The sequence below is a fragment of the Actinokineospora globicatena genome, from assembly GCF_024171945.1.
GTDB classification, from domain to species: Bacteria; Actinomycetota; Actinomycetes; order Mycobacteriales; family Pseudonocardiaceae; genus Actinokineospora; species Actinokineospora globicatena.
Map to the genome: position 1 here is coordinate 482,444 of NZ_JAMTCR010000006.1, position 16,100 is coordinate 498,543.

General features: G+C 75.3%; 17 protein-coding genes. 11 read left to right on the forward strand and 6 right to left on the reverse strand.

What is annotated here, in order from left to right; translation table 11 throughout:
• The first annotated feature begins 59 nt into the window (after positions 1-59).
• The 4 genes from LV79_RS29685 to LV79_RS29700 all read left to right on the forward strand — a co-directional run bounded on the left by LV79_RS29685 (position 60) and on the right by LV79_RS29700 (position 1,954).
• On the forward strand, positions 60-461 hold the full coding sequence (locus LV79_RS29685) for an Hsp20/alpha crystallin family protein (protein WP_253841594.1): 402 nt from the start codon (positions 60-62) through the stop codon (positions 459-461).
• 104 nt (positions 462-565) lie between these two features.
• Positions 566-1,018 carry a hypothetical protein gene (locus LV79_RS29690; protein WP_253841595.1) on the forward strand — a complete coding sequence of 151 codons (453 nt, stop codon included), beginning with the start codon at positions 566-568 and terminating at the stop codon, positions 1,016-1,018.
• On the forward strand, positions 1,012-1,179 hold the full coding sequence (locus tag LV79_RS29695) for a hypothetical protein (protein ID WP_253841596.1): 168 nt from the start codon (positions 1,012-1,014) through the stop codon (positions 1,177-1,179). Before LV79_RS29690 ends, LV79_RS29695 begins: the two co-directional genes overlap by 7 nt.
• A 166-nt stretch (positions 1,180-1,345) precedes the next feature.
• Entirely contained in the window at positions 1,346-1,954 is a 609-nt protein-coding gene (locus LV79_RS29700) for a CBS domain-containing protein (protein WP_253841597.1), read from the forward strand.
• Between the two features lie 111 nt (positions 1,955-2,065).
• Here LV79_RS29700 and LV79_RS29705 read toward each other — a convergent pair whose 3' ends face one another.
• Entirely contained in the window at positions 2,066-2,926 is an 861-nt protein-coding gene (locus LV79_RS29705) for a nitroreductase family protein (RefSeq protein ID WP_253841598.1), read from the reverse strand.
• Between the two features lie 221 nt (positions 2,927-3,147).
• Between LV79_RS29705 and LV79_RS29710 the strand changes: the two genes are divergently transcribed.
• Entirely contained in the window at positions 3,148-4,023 is an 876-nt protein-coding gene (locus LV79_RS29710) for a universal stress protein (protein WP_253841599.1), read from the forward strand.
• A gap of 11 nt (positions 4,024-4,034) precedes the next feature.
• Complete coding sequence (locus tag LV79_RS29715; RefSeq protein ID WP_253841600.1) at positions 4,035-5,015, forward strand: Acg family FMN-binding oxidoreductase; 981 nt, start codon at positions 4,035-4,037, stop codon at positions 5,013-5,015.
• A gap of 100 nt (positions 5,016-5,115) precedes the next feature.
• On the opposite strand, the gene LV79_RS29720 is transcribed toward LV79_RS29715, so the two are convergent.
• Entirely contained in the window at positions 5,116-5,817 is a 702-nt protein-coding gene (locus LV79_RS29720) for a CBS domain-containing protein (protein WP_253841601.1), read from the reverse strand.
• A gap of 190 nt (positions 5,818-6,007) precedes the next feature.
• Between LV79_RS29720 and LV79_RS29725 the strand changes: the two genes are divergently transcribed.
• The 5 genes from LV79_RS29725 to LV79_RS29745 all read left to right on the forward strand — a co-directional run bounded on the left by LV79_RS29725 (position 6,008) and on the right by LV79_RS29745 (position 11,481).
• Positions 6,008-8,350, forward strand: coding sequence for a phosphoketolase family protein (locus LV79_RS29725; protein WP_253841602.1), 2,343 nt, complete (start codon positions 6,008-6,010; stop codon positions 8,348-8,350).
• Positions 8,341-9,420 (forward strand): acetate/propionate family kinase, encoded by a 1,080-nt coding sequence (locus LV79_RS29730; RefSeq protein ID WP_253841880.1) that lies wholly within the window; start codon positions 8,341-8,343, stop codon positions 9,418-9,420. Before LV79_RS29725 ends, LV79_RS29730 begins: the two co-directional genes overlap by 10 nt.
• A 219-nt stretch (positions 9,421-9,639) precedes the next feature.
• Positions 9,640-10,098, forward strand: a complete 459-nt coding sequence (locus LV79_RS29735) for a hypothetical protein (RefSeq protein WP_253841603.1) — start codon at positions 9,640-9,642, stop codon at positions 10,096-10,098.
• Positions 10,085-10,885: a universal stress protein gene (locus LV79_RS34695; protein WP_253841604.1), complete on the forward strand. Its 801-nt coding sequence runs from the start codon at positions 10,085-10,087 to the stop codon at positions 10,883-10,885. The genes LV79_RS29735 and LV79_RS34695 overlap by 14 nt, the downstream gene beginning before the upstream one ends.
• A 155-nt stretch (positions 10,886-11,040) precedes the next feature.
• The gene (locus LV79_RS29745; protein WP_253841605.1) at positions 11,041-11,481 is read left to right on the forward strand and encodes a hypothetical protein; all 441 of its coding nucleotides are present in this window, start codon (positions 11,041-11,043) and stop codon (positions 11,479-11,481) included.
• A gap of 77 nt (positions 11,482-11,558) precedes the next feature.
• On the opposite strand, the gene LV79_RS29750 is transcribed toward LV79_RS29745, so the two are convergent.
• Genes LV79_RS29750 through LV79_RS29765 form a run of 4 tightly spaced genes read right to left on the reverse strand, consistent with a single transcriptional unit; the run spans position 11,559 to position 15,986 of the window.
• Complete coding sequence (locus LV79_RS29750) at positions 11,559-11,837, reverse strand: PLDc N-terminal domain-containing protein (RefSeq protein ID WP_253841606.1); 279 nt, start codon at positions 11,835-11,837, stop codon at positions 11,559-11,561.
• 20 nt (positions 11,838-11,857) lie between these two features.
• Positions 11,858-13,528: a sulfate permease gene (gene sulP, locus LV79_RS29755; RefSeq protein WP_253841607.1), complete on the reverse strand. Its 1,671-nt coding sequence runs from the start codon at positions 13,526-13,528 to the stop codon at positions 11,858-11,860.
• The gene (locus LV79_RS29760) at positions 13,525-15,108 is read right to left on the reverse strand and encodes an ABC transporter permease (RefSeq protein WP_253841608.1); all 1,584 of its coding nucleotides are present in this window, start codon (positions 15,106-15,108) and stop codon (positions 13,525-13,527) included. Before LV79_RS29760 ends, sulP begins: the two co-directional genes overlap by 4 nt.
• Entirely contained in the window at positions 15,105-15,986 is an 882-nt protein-coding gene (locus LV79_RS29765) for an ABC transporter ATP-binding protein (RefSeq protein WP_253841609.1), read from the reverse strand. Before LV79_RS29765 ends, LV79_RS29760 begins: the two co-directional genes overlap by 4 nt.
• Between the last annotated feature and the right edge of the window lie 114 nt (positions 15,987-16,100).

A 16,100-nucleotide genomic window follows, 5' to 3' on the forward strand; every position in this document is an offset into this window, starting at 1 on the left:
AGCGCGGGCCCGGGGGAGTCTGGGGTGGACCGAGACCCCAACCCTGGGAGGGAACCACGATGACCAGCATCCTGCCGAGGTCCGCCTTCGTCCCCGACCTCGCCCGCCTGTTCGAGGCGTTCCCGTTCTACGACCGGCACCTGCTGCGCGTCGAGGACCACATCGCCGACGGCGTGTACGTGCTGCGCGCCGAGGTGCCCGGCGTCGACCCGGAGGAGGGCGTCAAGGTGACCGTCCAGGGCGACGTGCTCACGGTGGCGACCGAGCGCTCCGAGGCCAAGCACCAGCGCGGCCGCAGCGAGTTCCACTACGGGCTCGCGGCCCGCTCGGTCACCCTCCCGCGCGGAGCCGACGTCGACGCGATCAAGGCGACCTGCCGCGACGGGGTGCTCGAGTTGCGGGTGCCGCTGCGCGAGTCGCCCGAGGGCAAGCAGATCCCGGTCACCGCGACCGGTCACTGACCCGCTCCCGGCCCGGTCCACACAGGACCGGGCCCCTCCGCCCGCGCTGTGCTGCACGGCGGCACGTGCCGGGTCGCCGCGGTGCGCGCAGGGAGGTGACGACCATGGACCCGACCGAGCGCTGGAGCGAGGACGACACCGCGGTGCTGGCGGCCGCGTTCACCCGCGCGCCCTCGGTGCACAACAGCCAACCCTGGACGCTGCGCCTGAGCGGTCGCCGCGCCGTGGTGCACGAGCGGGTGGACGTGGTGCTGCCCAGGCACGACCCCCTCGGCCGGGACCGGCTGATCTCCTGCGGCGCCGCGGTCACCAACCTGCGGCTGGCGGTGCGCAGGCTGGGCTGGGCCGCGCCGTGGCGGCAGTTCCCCGACCCCGCCGCACCCGGCGCCCTCGCCGAGGTCGACGCCCCGGCGCCCGCGCCGATCACCGACACCGAACTCGCCGCCTACCGGGCCATCGCCCGCAGGCACAGCCACCGTGGCCCCTTCGCCGACCGACCGGTCGCCCCCGCGCTGGTCGACGCGCTGCGGGTGGCCGCCGCGCCGCCTCGGTGCTGACCCAGCCGCTGCACGTACCCGAGGCGCGGGCCGGGCTCGTCGAGCGGCTCGAGCGCCCCGGCTACCCGCAGGGATTGCTGCGCGTGGGCTACCCGGCGCGGGAGTTCGGGCCCACCCCGCGCAGGCCGTTCGCCGACGTGGTGCGGGTGGCGGACGCGTGATGCCGGGCGGCCGTGCGCACGCTGGCCGACCCGCCCCCTCCGCGTCCCGGACCGGGTCGGTGTCCGCGGAGCCAAGGTCCCTGCTCACGCGGGACTTCGGACAGCGGCGCGCCCGCGGACTCGTCCCCTAGCGTCGGTGCGGACGACCCCGTTGGGAGGAGACCCGATGCGAGCGCGTGATGTGATGTCGGCACCGGTGCTGACGGTCGGACCGGACACGCCGGTCACCAGGGCCGCGGAGCTGCTGGTGGACAAGGGGTACACGGCGCTCCCGGTGGTGGACGACGACGACCGCCTGATCGGGATCGTCACCGAGGCAGACCTCCTGCGGGGCCGATTCGCCACCGACTCGCGGTCGCGCACCGGCCGCCGGGCCGACCCGCACCTGCCGACCTCGGTCGCCGAGGTCATGACCACACCCGCCGTCGCGATGAGCGCGGGCACCGACACGGGTGTGCTCGCCAGGGTCATGGTCGACGACCGCCGCCGCTGCGTGCCGATCGTGGACGGCTCGCGCCTGGTGGGGGTGGTGACCCGGCGCGACCTGGTGCGGGTGCTGGCGCGGTCCGACGAGGAGGTCGCCGCCGACCTGCGCGGGCGGCTGGCCGTCCTCGGCGGACCCAGCCGGTGGACCGTCCGGGTCGCCCTCGGCTCCGCCGAGATCACCGACCGGTACGACGAGCCTGCCGACCGCCAGGTCGCGCGGGTGCTGGCCGAGGCCGTTCCCGGCGTCGTGCGCGTCAACGTCCACAGTGAACCGGAGAGCGCGGTGTGAACACGGGCCCCGGCCGGGCGCGGTGCGCAGCACGGCGGCGGGACGCCGGTCGCGTCCCGGAAGCGGTCCTCCGTCCACCTTCGCCGTGATCGGCCGGAACCGGGTGGCCGGTCAGCCGAGCGCGACCTCGGGCAGTTCCGTGTAGCACTCCGACCAGGGCCTGCGCGGTGTCCTCGGCGGTGCGGGCGCAGGTAGCCCGTAGCCGATCCGCAGGAACAGGTGCGGTGTGCGGTACCGGCGCAGCAGGCGGTCGCTGACCTCGGCGCGGTAGCGGGGGTCGGCGAGGGGCTGCGACAACGCGCAGGACGCGAGCCCCATGGCGGTGGCGGTGAGCAGGACGGCGCTGGTCGCCTGACCCGCCCCCACCCGGTCCGCGGTGCCGTCCCCCTTGGTGGACAGCAGGAGCAGCGCCCCCGCGGACAGCTCGTCCGCCGCGGCCCACGAGCCGAGGGGCGGGTTCGCGGCCGCGTGGTCCACCGCCACCGCGAACCGGTGCCGCTCGACGTCACCGGTGACGGGGGTGAGCAGGACGCCGTACCGCTCGGCGCGCAGGCGCAGGGTGGTGAGCAGGTCGGCGGGCACGGGGTCGGGGGAGAACGGACGCCGTTCGGTGCGCCGGGCGCTGATCGCCCCGGCCATGGTGAGCTCCGCCGCCGACGGGGAGTGCGGCCCGACCACCTCGACCACGGCCAGGTGGTCGGGCTCGGTCGGCGACGGTGCCGTGCTGATCGCCGTGCGCACGCCCAGCGCGGCGAGCGCGGTGCCCAGGTGGTGCAGGGCCGCCCCGCAGCTGATCTCCACGTCGTGTCCGTCCGGACCCGACGCACCGTCCTGCCAGGTCCGGTCGGCGACGAGGTGCAGCGCCCCCGCGGCCGACACCCACCGCCACGGCTGGGTGTTGTTGGCGGAGGGCGCCCGGGTGGACACCGCGAGCGCGAGCCGCAGCGTCCGCTGGTCGGGTCGGGTGCTCACCGGTGGCCTCCGTCGCGTTGTGCCCCAAGCCATCGTCGGCACCCCGGGCCGCCCGCGACAGGGACCAACGGCCGCGCTCGCCGGGTCTTGCGCCTGCCACCGCCGCCCTGGTCGACCTGGGACCAAGGTCCCCGAACCCGGTGGCCTCCGGTGCTGCCCCGGGGTGCCTGCGCGGCGCGAGAGTGGACGGGACAAACACCGCCTGGTTTGAGGAGTGCGCCGTGAGCACCACCAGCCGATCCCCTGTCATCGCCGCGGTCGACGGGTCGCCGTCGAGCGCGGCCGCCGTCGCCTGGGCCGCGGACGAGGCCGGGGCACGGGGACTGCCGCTGCACCTCGTCCACGTGTACGTCCCGCCGTCGGTGCGCTACCCGCTCGACGGCGCCGCGAGCGACGAGCTCACCGACGCGCTGCGCGAGCAGGGCGGGCAGTGGCTGGCGGAGGCGGCCAAGGAGGTCGAGCGGCTGCGGCCGGACGTGGCGGTCCGCACCGAACTGCTCCCCGGGTGGCCGGTGGAACGGCTGCTCGCGGTTTCCGACGGGGCCGCGGTCGTGGTGACCGGGCACCGCGGGCTCAACGGGTTCGAGGGCCTGCTGCTCGGCTCGGTGTCGGACTCGGTCAGCGCGCACGCCGGGTGCCCGGTGGTGGTGGTCCGCGGTACCGAGAGCGACAGCGGGCCGGTGGTGGTCGGTGTGGACGGCTCGGAGTCGAGCACCGCCACCCTGGAGTTCGCCTTCGCCGAGGCGTCCCGGCGAGGGGCCGGGCTGGTGGTCGTGCACGCGTGGAACGACACCGCGTACGCGGGCGCGTGGGTACCGGTGCCGATCGTGGTGGACTGGGACGCGATCGCCGAGGACGCGCGGCTGGCACTCGCGGAGGTGACCGCCGGGTTCGCCGAGCGGTACCCGGACGTCGCCGTCGACCGCGTCGTCGTGCGCGGTCGAGCCGCCCAGGCCCTGGTCGAGCGCAGTGCCGGAGCCCGCCTGGTGGTGGTCGGCCGCCGCGGCAGGCGGTTGCTGACCGGACTGGGCATGGGTTCCACCAGCCGCGCCGTGCTGCACCACAGCGCCTGCCCCGTCGCCGTCGTCCACCCGTGATCGGAGGCACCGTGAGCACCGCGCGACACCTGCCCGACCCGACCGAGGCGGCCAGCGCCTCGTCCCCGCGGTGGACCGGGGACGAGGTGGCCGTGCTCGCCGCCGTGCTCGCCGCCGCGCCATCGGTGCACAACAGCCAGCCGTGGTCGCTGCGGCTGGCGGGCCGCACGGCGACGGTGTTCGAGCGGGCCGAGGTCAGCCTCCCCCAGCACGACCCGACGGGCCGAGACCGGCTGATCTCCTGCGGCGCCGCGGTCGCGAACCTGCGGTTGGCCGTGCGCGAGCTGGGCTGGACGGCGCCGTGGCGGCAGTTCCCCGACGCGGCCGCGCCCGGTGCCGTGGCCAGGGTCGAGGCGGGTGAGCGCTCGGCGCCCACCGAGACCGAGACCGCCGAGTACCGCGCGATCGCGCGCAGGCGCAGCCACCGCGGCCCGTTCGCCGACAAGCCGGTCGCACCCGCTCTGCTCCGGACCCTGCTGGACACCGCCGCCGATGTGCGGGTGCCCGGCGTGGTGGCGCACACGCTGGGCGGCGACGACCACACCCACCTGGCCAGGGTGCTCTCCCACAGCGCGCTCGTCCTCCGCGACGACCGCGCCTACCAGCGCGAACTCGCCGCGTGGCGGGGAGCAGCGGGGATCGCGACGGGCGACGCGTCGTGGTCGCTGCCCTGGGCGGGGCTCGTCGACCGGGCGACGCCGGTGCCCGACGACGCCGTGCTGGCCGAGCGCCTGGCCGGGGAGTCCTACCTGCTGGTCGGCACCACCGGCGACGGGCGCGGCGACCACCTGCGCGCGGGGATGCTCACGCAGCGGCTCTGGCTCGCCGCGGTCGCCGCCGGGCTCGCCTGCTCGATCATGACGCAGCCGCTGCACGTGCCCGAGGCCCGCGCGGGTCTTATCGAGCGGCTGCGGCTGGCCGGCTACCCGCAGGTCCTGCTCCGGCTCGGCTACGCGGCGCGGCCGCCCCGCCCACCTCGCGCAGGCCGCTGACCAGGGTCGTGCCCGCCGACGACTGATCCCGTGGCCGCGACGGGCCCGGTGCGGTGGACCACCGCACCGGGCCCGAGGCGTCATCGGCGGGCGTCGTCGGTCAGCGGGGTTCGTGGGTGATGTCGACGACCATCGCCTCGGGGATCGTCACGCCGGTGTCGTCCCACTGGTAGGTCAGCTGGTTGCGCAGGTCGACCACACCGTCGACGGACCGCGTGAGCGAGTCGATGACGGCCACCCAGCTGCGCCGCTCGACCTGGCCGTCGAGGTGGACCAACCCGGCGTCCACCCGGATCGCCACGCCCGCGGGGGACAGGCCCATCGCGCGCAGGAACACCTCCGCCGCGATCTCCTCGGCGATGGCGTCGTCGGGCCGCAGGAACACCCGCAGCAGGTCGCCCTGGTCCACGACGCCCACGAGCACCCCGTCGGCGTCGACCACGGGCAGCCGCCGGACGCGGTGGTCGGCCATCAGCCGCGCGGCGTGCGGGACCGTCGCGTCCCTGGGCACGGTGACCGCGGGCGAGGTCATCAGCTCGCCCGCGGTGGTGCCCCTGGACTTGACCCGCTCGGCGTGCCGGTGCAGCAGGGCCAGGGCGGCCCGGGGCCGTTCCCGCACGCTCTCCTTGGCGATCAGGTCGCTCTCGGACACCACGCCGAGCACATGGCCGTCCGCGTCGACGACCGGCAGCGCGCCGACCCCGCGCTCGGTCATCAGCCGGACCAGGTCGACGAACCCGGTCTCGGGTGTCGCCGCGGCCGGGTCGGTGACCATCACGTTCTCGATCTGCCTGGTGCGCATGGGTTCCTCCACCTCACGTCCCCCGGGGCACCGAGTGAACGCCGGGGCCGGGGGCGCGGGGAACCGGCGGAGGGCACCGGGTCGACAGCGAAAGTCCCGGCTCTGGCGGGACCTCGGCCATCGGCGGCCACCCGGCGGGGGCCCTAGCGTTGTCCCCGACCGCGTCTTGGTGCTCGCGAAGGAGACCCTGGTGACCGACTTGGCCGTTGTCGACGCCTACTGGCGGGCCGCGAACTACCTGTCGGTCGGGCAGATCTACTTGCTCGACAACCCCCTGCTGGCGGAGCCGCTCGCCGTCGGGCACGTCAAGCCCCGCCTGCTCGGGCACTGGGGCACCACGCCCGGCCTGAACTTCCTGCAGGCACACCTCAACCGGGTGATCCGAGACCGGTCCACCCCGGTGCTGTTCGTCACCGGTCCCGGGCACGGTGGCCCGGCGCTGCTGGCAAACACCTGGTTGGAGGGCAGCTACAGCGAGGTCGACCCCGCGGTCGCCCAGAACCTGGACGGCATGCGCGCGCTGTTCCGGCAGTTCTCCTTCCCCGGCGGCGTGCCGAGCCATGCGGCGCCGCAGGTGCCCGGCTCGATCCACGAGGGCGGTGAGCTGGGCTACTCGCTCGCGCACGCCTACGGAGCCGCGTTCGACAACCCGGACCTGGTGGTGGCGTGCGTGATCGGCGACGGCGAGGCCGAGACGGGCCCGCTGGCGGCGAGTTGGCACGCCAACAAGTTCCTCGACCCGGTGCACGACGGCGCCGTGCTGCCCATCCTGCACCTCAACGGCTACAAGATCGCCAACCCCACGCTGCTCGCCCGGATCCCGCACGACGAGCTCGACGCCCTGCTGCGCGGCTACGGTCACGCACCGCACTACGTCGAGGGCGACGACCCGGCCGCCATGCACGCCAGGATGGCCGAGGTGCTCGACGAGGTGTTCGACGAGATCGCCCGGATCCAGCAGGCCGCCCGCCGAGGCGCCCGCGCGGGCAGGCCGCGCTGGCCCGTGCTCGTGCTGCGCAGCCCCAAGGGCTGGACCGGACCGTCCGAAGTGGACGGCAAGCCGGTCGTGGGCACCTGGCGTGCCCACCAGGTACCCCTCGCGGGTGTGCGGGAGAACCCGCGACACCTGGGCCTGCTGGAGTCGTGGTTGCGGTCCTACCGGCCGGACGAGCTGTTCGACGGTGCGGGCAGGCCACGTCCCGAGGTGGTTTCCCTGGTTCCTGACGGACCGCTGCGCATGGGCGCCACCCCGTACGCCAACGGTGGCCTGCTGCTGCGCGACCTGCGCCTGCCCGGTGTCCGCCCGCACGCCGTCGAGGTGGCGGCACCGGGCGCCTCGACCGCCGAGCCGACCCGGGTGTTCGGTCGGATGCTGCGCGAGGTGATGGTGCTCAACGCGAGCGCCCGGGACTTCCGGCTGTTCGGCCCGGACGAGGTCGCCTCGAACCGGCTGGACGCGGTGTACGAGGTCACCGGCAAGCAGTGGCAAGCCGAGGTGCTGCCGGTGGACGAACACCTCGTGCCCGACGGGCGCGTGGTCGAGGTCCTGTCCGAGCACCTCTGCCAGGGGCTGCTGGAGGGCTACCTGCTGACCGGGCGACACGGTGTGTTCACCTGCTACGAGGCGTTCACCCACATCGTGGACTCGATGGTCAACCAGCACGTGAAGTGGCTCAAGACCCACCGCGCGCTGCCCTGGCGCAGGCCGGTGGCGTCCTTGACCTACCTGCTCAGCTCGCACGTGTGGCGCCAGGACCACAACGGGTTCTCCCACCAGGACCCCGGGTTCATCGACCACGTCATGAACAAGGATCCCGAGGTGGTGCGGGTTTACCTGCCACCGGACGCCAACACGCTGCTCGTGGTGGGCGACGAGTGCTTGCGCGGCCGCGACAAGGTCAACGTGATCGTCGCGGGCAAGAACGAGAGCCCCGACTGGCTGTCCGTCGAGGACGCCGTCGTGCACTGCGCGCGGGGTGCGGGGATCTGGGAGTGGGCGGGCACCGAGGACGGGGTCGCCGAGCCGGACGTGGTGCTCGCCTGCGCCGGGGACGCCCCGACCCTGGAGGTGCTCGCCGCGGCGTCCCTGCTGCGCGAGCACCTGCCCGAACTGCGGGTCCGGGTCGTCAACGTGGTCGACTTGATGCGCCTGCTGCCCGACACCGAACACCCGCACGGCATGGCCGACGCCGAGTTCGACTCGTTGTTCACCCGGGACCGGCCAGTGGTCTTCGCCTACCACGGCTACCCGTGGCTGATCCACCGGCTGACCTACCGGCGGGCCAACCACCACAACCTGCACGTGCGCGGGTACAAGGAGCGCGGCACCACGACGACGCCGTTCGACATGCTGGTGCTCAACGACCTCGACCGCTACCGGCTGGTCATCGACGTCATCGACCGCGTGCCGGGTCTCGGGTCCCGGGCGGCCCGGGTGCGCCAGGCCATGGTCGACCAACGCCACCGGCACCACGACTGGATCCGCGCCACCGGTGAGGACCTGCCCGAGGTGCGCGAGTGGACATGGGCCTGATGCGGGTCCTGGTAGTCAACGCGGGGTCCTCCAGCCTGAAGCTGCGCGTGCTCGACGACGACGACACGGTGGTCGCCGAGCACGACGAGCAGCGGTGGGACGGTGGCACCGGTGTGCTCACCGAGTTCCTCGGCACCGCGCCCGCCGTCGACGCGGTCGGCCACCGGGTCGTGCACGGCGGCTCGGTCTACACCGGACCGGTGGTGGTCGACGACGGCGTCCGCGCGGGCATCGAGGCGCTCGGCGACCTCGCGCCGCTGCACCAACCCCGGGCCGTCGCCGGGATCGACGCGGTGTCGGCGCTGCTGCCCGGCGTCGCCCAGGTCGCCTGCTTCGACACCGCCTTCCACGCGGACCTGCCCGACGCGGCGTCGACCTACGCCCTGCCCGAGGCGTGGCGCGAGCGCTGGGGCCTGCGCCGGTACGGCTTCCACGGCCTGTCGCACGCCTACGCCGCCCGCCGGGCGACCGCGCTGGCCGGGCTCGCTCCCGACCTGGCCAGGGTCGTGACCTGCCACCTCGGGGCCGGGGCGTCGCTCGCGGCGATCCTCGGCGGTCGGTCGGTGGACACCACGATGGGGTTCACCCCGCTGGCGGGGCTGGTGATGGCCACCCGCAGCGGCGATGTCGACCCCGGCCTGCTGCTGTGGTTGCTGCGCGAACTCCCCCCGGACCACCTCGCCGACGGCCTGGAGCACCACTCCGGGCTCGCCGGGCTCAGCGGCCACGCCGACCTCCGCGACGTCCGCACCGCCGCCGACGACCGGTCCGCGCTCGCGCTGCGCGTCTACCTGCACCGGCTACGCCAGTCCATCGCGGGCATGGCGGCCGCCATGGGGGGCACCGACCTGCTCGTGTTCACCGGTGGCATCGGCGAACACGACTGCGCGCTGCGCGCGGACACCGCCGAGGGACTGGCTTTCCTCGGCATCGCGGTCGACCCGCGCCGCAACAGCGCGACCACCGCCGACGCCCGCGTCAGCCCCGACGGTGCCCCCGTCGGCGTGTGGGTGGTCACGGCGCGGGAGGACAAGGAGATCGCGGCCCAGACCCGCGCCGTGCTCGGCTGACCCGCCCACCCCGCGGTGCCCCCATCGCGCTGGGACCCAGCCCGGCGGCGCCCACCACCGGGCTGGTGGGCCGGACCCGCCCGCGGTCCGGCCGTGCCGGGAGCCCCGGGGCCCGCCACGGCCCCGGGTGCCGATGGACCCGGCCGAGTCGGTTCCTAGGGCCGTGGGCGGGGGTGCGCGCGGCGGGCAGGCTCGGGGCAGGCGGATGGAGGAGGGGCGATGGCCGGATCGGCGACCACGCGGCGCGCGGTGGAGCGGGACGTGCCGCGGCGACGCGGGACCACGCGGATGACCGTGCTCGCGGCGATGGCGGGTGTGATGGCGCTGGTGGCGTTCGGGGGCGCTCTCGGGCTCCTGCTCGGCGCGATCGACTTCGGGGAGGTCGTCGACCAGCGGCTGCCGTTGGGCAGCAAGCCGTTGGCGGGTGTGGCGCTCGCGGTGGTCGTCGGGGTGCCGATGGTGGTGGCGGCGGTCTCGGTGCGGCGGGGGTCGGCGCTCTCGCGGCTCATCGCCCCGGCGGCCGCGTTGGCGCTGTACGGCTGGGTCGTGATCGAGGTGGCGGTCACCCGCGACGCCCAGTGGCGGCAGTTGGTGTGCGCGGTGTACGCGGCGGTGCTGCTCTGGCTCGCCCTGCGCCGGGACAGCGACGACGGGGAGCGGCGACGTGGGCAGCGTTGAGAGCGGGCGGATCGTGGTCGGGGTGGACGGGTCGGCGCACGCCGCCGCGGCGCTGGCGTGGGCCGTGTCGACGGCGAGCCGCGGCGGTGCCGTCGTCGAGCCGGTCGCGGTGTGGCGCAGCGGCCCGCCGTGGCCCTGGCGCCGCACCACCGAGGCCCAGGTCGAGGCCGCCGCCGCGGTCGACCCCGCGGTGGTCGTGCGCTACAGCGAACGCACCGGCTCGGCCGGTCCCGCCCTGGTGCGCGCCGCCGAGCACGCCGACCTGCTGGTGCTCGGCCGCCACACCGGGGACCCGGGCTCCGCGGGCGCCGTGGTGCACCACTGCGCCCGGTACGCGACCTGCCCGGTAGTGGTGGTGGGGGAGGTCGTGCCACCACCGGTCGGACCACTGGTCGTCGGCGTCGACGGCTCACCGCTGAGCCTGGCCGCGCTCGACTGGGCGCTCGCGGAGGCCGACCGCCGCGGCACCGAGCTGCACGTCGTCACCACCCGCCCGGCGGGGCAGGACACCGCCGACCTGACCGACGCCGTCGCCGAGCGGTGCGCCGAGCACCCCGAGGTACCGGTGCGCCGTGAACGGCACACCGGTAGCCCCGGGGTCGACCTCGTGTCCGCCGCGCGGACCGCCGACCTCCTCGTGGTCGGCAGCCACGGGGCGGGCGGACTCCTGTCCGCGCTGCTGGGCTCGGTGAGCGACCACTGCCTGCGCAACGCCTCCTGCCCGGTAGCGGTCATCCCGGCCGCCATGGCCGACGGGGGCGCACCGCGGCGGCTGCCGACGCTCTAGCGCCGGACCGCAAGCAGTCGATCAGGTCGTGGGGATGCCCTGCCGGACGCGGTGTCCACGGTGTTGCCGCGGCCGTCCGCGTAGATCGTTCGGGCCTCGCGGGATCGGAGGAGGCATGGCAACCTGGTTGCCGCACGACCCGTCGGAGGTGCACCGTGGAGTCAGATGTTCCCGATCCCGTACCGGTGGTCGACTTGATCGCGCGGCCTGGTCGACCTTCTCGGGCTCGTGAGAGCCACCTCCTCCGTGCCGAGGTCGCGGAGGCGTGGCCGGTTGTCTGGAACCACGAGGCGGTCGCCTGGGCCAACGGCGTGCGGAGCGGGGAACAGCCTTCGTACGGCACCTGGGGAGCTCCGCCCGGGCCAACCGAGTACGAGGCCGAAGATGTGCAGCGGGTCGCCGACGCGATCGCCGGTGGCACTGCCGTCCTCGAACCGCGGTGGCGCAGGGACACCGAAGAAGGCCGCGAGGCGCAGCGCCGGCACCACGAGCATTGGCGGCGCAAGGCGGTGCGCGCACGCTGGATGGTGGGCGCGTTCGTGCTGCTCATGCTGGGCGGCATCGGGGTGCTGTGGTACGTGTCGGCCCGTTCCTAGCCCGCGGCCGACCACGCCGGTTGACCCACACGCCGGTTGACCCAGCGGATGTTCTGGGGCAGGCGCCTGCCCCGCCCTCAGCCCGCCGCGGGATGCCCGCCGTCGCGCGTGTCGGCGGCGCTGTGCCAGTCGCGAGCCCGATCAGGGCGCGTGCGACCCCACCGCCAGTAGGCGATCGGCCCGGCGAAGTTGACCGCGATCGCCGCCGCCCAGCACGACTTGCGGCCGCGCACCCGGTCCGGCGGCAGGCGGGCGAGGTCGGTCCACGCCCACGCGGCGAGCGCGAGCTGGACGGCCCCCGCGGCGACGACGGCCGTGCGCCTGCCGCGGCTGAGGTCTGACCACGTGCGACTCATGGTGTCTCCTTCCCCCGGTGTCACCGGGATCTCGTGAAGGCGCGGACGGCGGTGGGCAGGGTGGTGAACACGTGGTCCTCGCCGATCCGCTCGAGGAACCCGGCCCGGGTGAGGTCCGCGCGCAGCTCCTGCTTCACCCGCGCGAGCGCCAGGACCACGCCGCGGTCGGCCAGTTCGGCGCGCAGGTCCTCCAGCGCGTCCACCGCCGTCAGGTCGACGTCGACGATGGCCTCGGCGTTGAGCAGCAGCCAGCGGGCACGGGTCGGCGCGGTCGCCACGGCGGCCAGCGCGCGGTGGCGGAAGTCCTCGGCGTTGGCGAAGAACAGCGGCGCGTCGTACCGGTAGACGACCAGGCCGGGCACCTGCGCGGCGCCGGGGTAGTCGTCGACGTCGTGCATGCCCGCGACGCCGTCGACGTAGCCCAGCACGCCGTCGTGCGGGCGGGCGACTCGGCGCAGCAACTCCACCAGGGACATCGCCACGGCCGCCAACACCCCGTCGAGCACGCCGAGGACGAGGACGGCGACCACGGTCGTCGCCGCGATGAGCGCCTCGCTGCGCCGGAACCGGGCCAGCCTGGCGAACCCGGGCACGTCCACCAACCTGGCGGCGGCGTAGATGACGAGTGCGCCCAGTGCCGCCACCGGGAACGACGCGAGCAGGGGACGACCGACCAGCAGGATCGCCACCACCGCCGCCACGGCGACCAGCGAGTGCGCCTGGGTGCGGCTGCCCACGGCGGCACCGAGCGCGGTCCGGCTCGCGCTGCTGCTGACCGGGAAACCGTGCAGCAGGCCCGCCGCGGCGTTGGCGGCGCCCAGCGCCAGCAGTTCGGCGTTGGCGTCGACGCGGTGCCCCGCCCGGGAGGCGAACGACCGCGCGGTCAGGACGTTGTCGGCGTACCCGACCACGGCCACACCGACCGCGGGCAGCAGCAACGCGCCGAGGTCGGTCGCCGACACCGCGGGCACACCGGGCAGCACGACACCCGCCGGGAGCGAGCCGACGACGCGGACCCCGGTGTCCGACAGGGAGAACAGGGCGGTCGCCGCGGTGGCCAGCAGGACACCCACGAGCGGCACGGGCAGCCGCGGCCACCGCCGCCCCGCCAGCACCAGGACGGCCAAGACCGCGGCGGAGAGCACCACCGTCGGCGGGTGGGCGTGCGGCAGCGCCCGCGCGAAGGAGACCAGCTGGGTCAGTGCGGAGGTGTTGTCGAGGTCGGCACCGATGACCTTCCCCAGCTGCCCGAGCACCATCAGCGCCGCGATCCCGGCCATGTACCCGACCAGCACCGGCCGCGACAGCAGGTCCGCGAGGAAGCCGAGCCCGGCAACCCGGCCCGCCAGGCACAGACCCGCGACCAGCAGCGCGAGTGCCGAGGCGAGCGCTCCGCAGCGCAGCGGGTCACCCCCGGCGAGCGGGGCCACCGCGACCGCGGTCATCAACGCCGTCGAGGATTCCGGACCCACCGAGAGCTGCCGCGAGGTGCCGAGGACCGCGTACACGGCCAGCGCGCCCACCGCCGCCCACAGACCGGCGACCGGCGCGACACCCGCGATCGCGGCGTAGGCCATCACCTGGGGGACCAGGTAGGCGGCGACCGTCACACCCGCGACCGCGTCCCCGCGCAACCAGGACCGGCGGTACTCCCGCACCCAGGCGAGCGGCACCGGGGCTCGGCGACTCACCCCAGGTCCCGCCCGCGCAGCGCCAGCAGGCCGCCGAACGCCGCGACCGCGGCCACCGCGGCCAGGGCGGCGACCGGCCAGGCGCTGAACTCGCCGCCGGGTAGGCGCGGCACGTGCGCGTACGGCGACAGGTCGCTCAACCACCCCGGGAGCCCCAGCAGCGGTCCGAGCTCGCCGAGCAGCACGAAGACCACCACCGCGCCCCACCCCGCCGCGGCCAGGCGCGGCGCCGCGCCGTAGACCGCCAGGACGATCCCGGCAAGCACCCACCCCGCCGGTGCCTGGACGACCGCGCCGAGCACCACCCGGCCCACTTGGCCCGCGTCGCCGGTGCGCACCGCGTGCACCGCGCCCGCCGCCAGGCCCGCCGACACCAGGACGACCACCACACCCGCGCACGCGGCCGCGAGGTGACCGGCGGCCCACCGCACCCGGCCCACCGGAGCCGACAGCAGCAACGCCGCCCGGCCCGTGTTCTCCTCCGCCGACGCGCGCAGGGTCGCTTGCACCCCGTAGACCGACGCCACCACGCCGAGGATGCCCAGCATGGCCGCCAGCACGGTGTCGGTCAGCTCCCCCTGACCGCCCAGCTCGGCGAACAGCTGCCGCGCCTGGTCGCTGGTGAGCATCCCGCCGACATCGGCCGCGACGCCGCCCACCACCAGCCCGTACGCGGCGAACCCGGCTGCCCAGGCCAGCAGCGGGCCGCGGTGCAGCCGCCAGGCCAGCCCGGTGGTGGACCGCAGGTCGCGCCCGGCGCGGGCAGGACCTGCTCGATCCGGGAGCAGACCCCCGCCGAGGTCGCGGTGGGCCACCAGCGCGTACGCGGCGGTGCTCACCACGGCCGCGGTGAGCACCGCGAGCCCCCCGACCCACCACCGGTCACCCGCGTAGGGCCGGACCTGCTGGGCCCACGCCAGCGGTGAGGCCCACGAGAGCCACGGCGCGGCGGTGTCACCCACCGCGCGCACCCCGAACGCCGCGCCGAGCAGCGCGACGGCGAGGCCGGTGGCCGCCCGCGCCCCGGTGACCAGTTGGGCGGTCACCCCGGCGACGGCCGCGAACACCAGTGCCACCGCGAACCAGGCCAGTGCCACCGCGACCGAGCCCGCCACCGGCAGCCCGACCGCGCCGAGCCCGACAGCCGTCACCGCGCCGAGCACCGCGTTCGCCCCGACGACCACGACGAGGGCGGCGGTCAGCGGCGCGAACCGGCCCACCGCACCCGCCTGGACGAGTTCGAGCCTGCCCGCTTCCTCCTCCGCCCGCGTGTGCCGCACCACCAGCACGATCGCCAGCACCGCGACCGCCAGCGCCCCAGTGGCGAGCGGCTTGAGCATCGCCAGCGCGCCCAGCGAGCCCACGTCGGGGACGCGGCCGTAGAGGGCGACCATCGCCGGGGTGTCGTTGACGGCACCGACCGCTCGCACGACCGACGCGGCGGTGGGGTAGAGGTCACCGGTGGCGGCGGCGGAGCTGATCGCCACCAGGGCGAGCACCGCGATCCAGGTGGGCAGCAGCACGCGGTCGCGGCGCAGCGCCAACCGGACCAGCGCCCCGACGCCTGCCAGACCCGTCACGACCGGCTCCCGTAGTGGCTCAGGAACAGCTCCTCCAGAGTCGGGGGTTGGCAGACCAGGTCGCGGACGCCGCGTTCGCCCAACGCGGGCAGCACCCGACCGAGGGCGTCGGCGTCGACCCGGAACCGCACCTGGTCGCCGTCGGTGCTCAGGTCGTGCACGCCAGGCAGCGCGGCGAGCCCGTCGGCGGGTGCGGCCAGCCTCGCCCGCACCGAGGTCGTCGTGAGGTGGCGCAGCTCGGTGAGCGAACCGCTGTCGACCACCCGACCCGAGCGCACGATGCTCACCCGGTCGCACAGCCTCTCCACCTCGGCCAGCACGTGGCTGGCCAGCAGCACCGTCCGGCCCGCCGCCCGCGCCTCGCGCACGCACTGCTCGAACACCGCCTGCATCAACGGGTCGAGCCCCGCCGTCGGCTCGTCGAGCACCAGCAGCTCGGCGTCGGACGCCAGCGCGGCGACCAGCGCGACCTTGCGCCTGTTGCCGGAGGAGTAGGCGCGGCACCGCTTGGTCGGGTCCAGCTCGAAGCGCTCCACCATCGCGGCCACCCGGTCGTGGGCGACCCCGCCGCGGAGCCCGCCCAACAGGTCGATCACCTCGCCCCCGGTCAACGACGGCCACAGGGTGACCTCGCCCGGCACGTAGGCCAGCCTCCGGTGCAGAGCGGTGGCGTCGCGCCAGGGGTCGGCGCCCAGGACGTCCACGGCACCCGAGTCCGCCCGGACGAGTCCCAGCAACACCCGCAGCGCGGTCGACTTGCCCGCGCCGTTGGGCCCGAGCAACCCGTGCACCTCACCGGTGCGCACGGACAGGTCCAGGCCGTCGAGGGCGCGCGTGCGGCCGAACGCCTTGCACAGCCCGGATGCGGTGATCGCCATGGTGGCTCCATTTCGGATCGGCTCGTCGACCACTCTGCTGCCCGCACCGCCACCGGGGTGAGCGACCAAGGTCCCGCGTCGCCGGGCTTTGGGCCCGGTCCGCGCGGTCCAGCC

Bases quoted from the DNA above. Each gene is read 5' to 3' on its own strand.
- LV79_RS29685 (WP_253841594.1), top strand. From the start codon at position 60: ATGACCAGCATCCTGCCGAGGTCCGCCTTCGTCCCCGACCTCGCCCGC.
- LV79_RS29690 (WP_253841595.1), top strand. From the start codon at position 566: ATGGACCCGACCGAGCGCTGGAGCGAGGACGACACCGCGGTGCTGGCG.
- LV79_RS29700 (WP_253841597.1), top strand. From the start codon at position 1,346: ATGCGAGCGCGTGATGTGATGTCGGCACCGGTGCTGACGGTCGGACCG.
- LV79_RS29720 (WP_253841601.1), bottom strand. From the start codon at position 5,817: ATGCGCACCAGGCAGATCGAGAACGTGATGGTCACCGACCCGGCCGCG.
- LV79_RS29730 (WP_253841880.1), top strand. From the start codon at position 8,341: ATGGGCCTGATGCGGGTCCTGGTAGTCAACGCGGGGTCCTCCAGCCTG.
- LV79_RS29735 (WP_253841603.1), top strand. From the start codon at position 9,640: ATGGCCGGATCGGCGACCACGCGGCGCGCGGTGGAGCGGGACGTGCCG.
- LV79_RS29750 (WP_253841606.1), bottom strand. From the start codon at position 11,837: ATGAGTCGCACGTGGTCAGACCTCAGCCGCGGCAGGCGCACGGCCGTC.
- LV79_RS29765 (WP_253841609.1), bottom strand. From the start codon at position 15,986: ATGGCGATCACCGCATCCGGGCTGTGCAAGGCGTTCGGCCGCACGCGC.